Origin of the sequence: Actinocrinis puniceicyclus (genome assembly GCF_018283645.1) — a bacterium.
GTDB lineage: Bacteria > Actinomycetota > Actinomycetes > Streptomycetales > Catenulisporaceae > Actinocrinis > Actinocrinis puniceicyclus.
The window spans coordinates 1-1,628 of the sequence record NZ_JAGSXH010000303.1 but is presented as its reverse complement, the minus strand read 5'-3'; the positions used below and the strand labels follow the sequence as shown (position 1 = coordinate 1,628).

The 1,628-nt window shown below is 71.4% G+C and carries 1 protein-coding gene and 1 pseudogene; one reads left to right on the top strand and one right to left on the bottom strand.

The annotated features are described in order from the left end of the window. Positions 1-501, top strand: a pseudogene (locus KGA66_RS28920) (hypothetical protein); the annotation flags it as partial. 426 nt (positions 502-927) lie between these two features. On the opposite strand, the gene KGA66_RS28915 reads toward KGA66_RS28920, so the two are convergent. After that, positions 928-1,065 carry a hypothetical protein gene (locus tag KGA66_RS28915; RefSeq protein ID WP_211472766.1) on the bottom strand — a complete coding sequence of 46 codons (138 nt, stop codon included), beginning with the start codon at positions 1,063-1,065 and terminating at the stop codon, positions 928-930. Positions 1,066-1,628: the final 563 nt, after the last annotated feature.

Sequence of the window (1,628 nt, the reverse complement as noted above, 5' to 3'; positions counted from 1 at the left end):
GCCGCCGACAGCGCCGACAGCGCCGACGGTCAGGGAGGGAGGGCCGGAGGCGACCACGGGCACGGCGAGCAGGCGGCCAGCGCCGCGCTGCTCGCGCGCGTCGCACGCGCCGAACCGAGACTGGCGCTCGGCCGCGGCGAGATCGACGGGCTCGCCGACCTGGTGACCGAATGGCGGCGGCGCGGCGCATCCGACCTGCACATCATCAACACACTGACCGCGGGTTTGCCGCCCTCGATCCACCACCCGGCCCGGCTGGTCGAGTGCAGGTTGCGCGGCAAGATGCCCGCCAAGCCGGTTCCCGCACCCGCCCGGCCCGAGTGCGAGGACTGCCGCGCACCACTCGCCGCCGCGGGACGATGCCGGGCCTGCCAGGAGCCTGCGACCAGCGGGCCGCGCGCCTCGGCGGACTTCGTCCAGCGCCTGACCCGCGGCGCCGCGCTCGCCCGCACCGCACTACGCAACGCACAGGCCAGCGGCCCGCTGCCCCTCACGGCGTGAGCAGACTGCTCATCGGGCGGCAGCGTGCGGAAACGGTCGGCGGCCACCCGCCCGAGGGCGGAGTCGGCCTCGGTGCGGCTGCCGCCCGCGCCCCGACACCCTGTCCCGCGCGGCGCGGCGAAGGGATGACCGGCAGCCCCGCCGCTGCGCACCCAGAACACCCCTGGTGGCCACAACCCCACAGCACTACCACCACGACCCAGCCACGCCGGGCCGCGATACCCCACGCCCTCCGACAGGCCCAAGAGCACCACAGAACCGGACAAGACGCACCCTTGACCGACCCCGCCCTTTCAGGGATGACCTGCTATGACGCAACGAGGCGATGGGCCAGCGAAGATCGCCGAGCCGAATTTCGAGATCTACAGCCGAGAGCCCGGGCGAAACCGGCCCAGGCGAAGCTTGGCCCCTGTTGCCGCGCCGCGATCAGCTCGCGCACCGGCGGGTGAGCCGACGGCGGAACACCCCCATGCGCCAGCCGTCGTCGACCTGAATCCAGTAGCCGAGGCCATCCGCAAGGTCCATCAGCAGGCCCTGACCGTCGCGAGTTCCCTTGAACGGCACGGCAACGGAGCCATGCGGGAGCTGGTCGGGTGCGACGAGCCGGCACGAAGCCAAGCGAGCTCGCTGAGTTATGAGGCGAGCGAGCAGCCTCAAGCGCTGCTCCGACGCCGCGGTCAGCTCGCGCGGGAATAGCACGGGCGGCGGTGAAGGTTGCCGCGAGTATGAATGCTGAGGATCTTGGCCGGGTCGCGATCTGGGCCCCCTACACGCACGTGACACCGCATACCGCGAGCGAACTGGAGCAGATCGGCTACGGGACGCTCTGGCTCGGCGCCTCTCCCGGCGCCGAGCTGGACATGGTCGATCCGCTTCTGGAGGCGACCGAGCGGCTGTCCGTCGGCACCAGCATCGTCAACATCTGGACGTCGGCGCCCGGGCCGGTGGCAGAGTCCTTTGGGTGCGGCTCCTTGAGGGTGCGTCAGATGGGTATCAAGCCATCGAGATATCGTGAGGCGTGGACGCGTTCGTGTTCGCGTTGCAGGTGGTAGTCCCAGTAGGCGTCGAGGTCGCCATTGGCGTGCAGGGCGCGCAGGCGCAGGACGGCTTCGGCACCGGCCAGACCC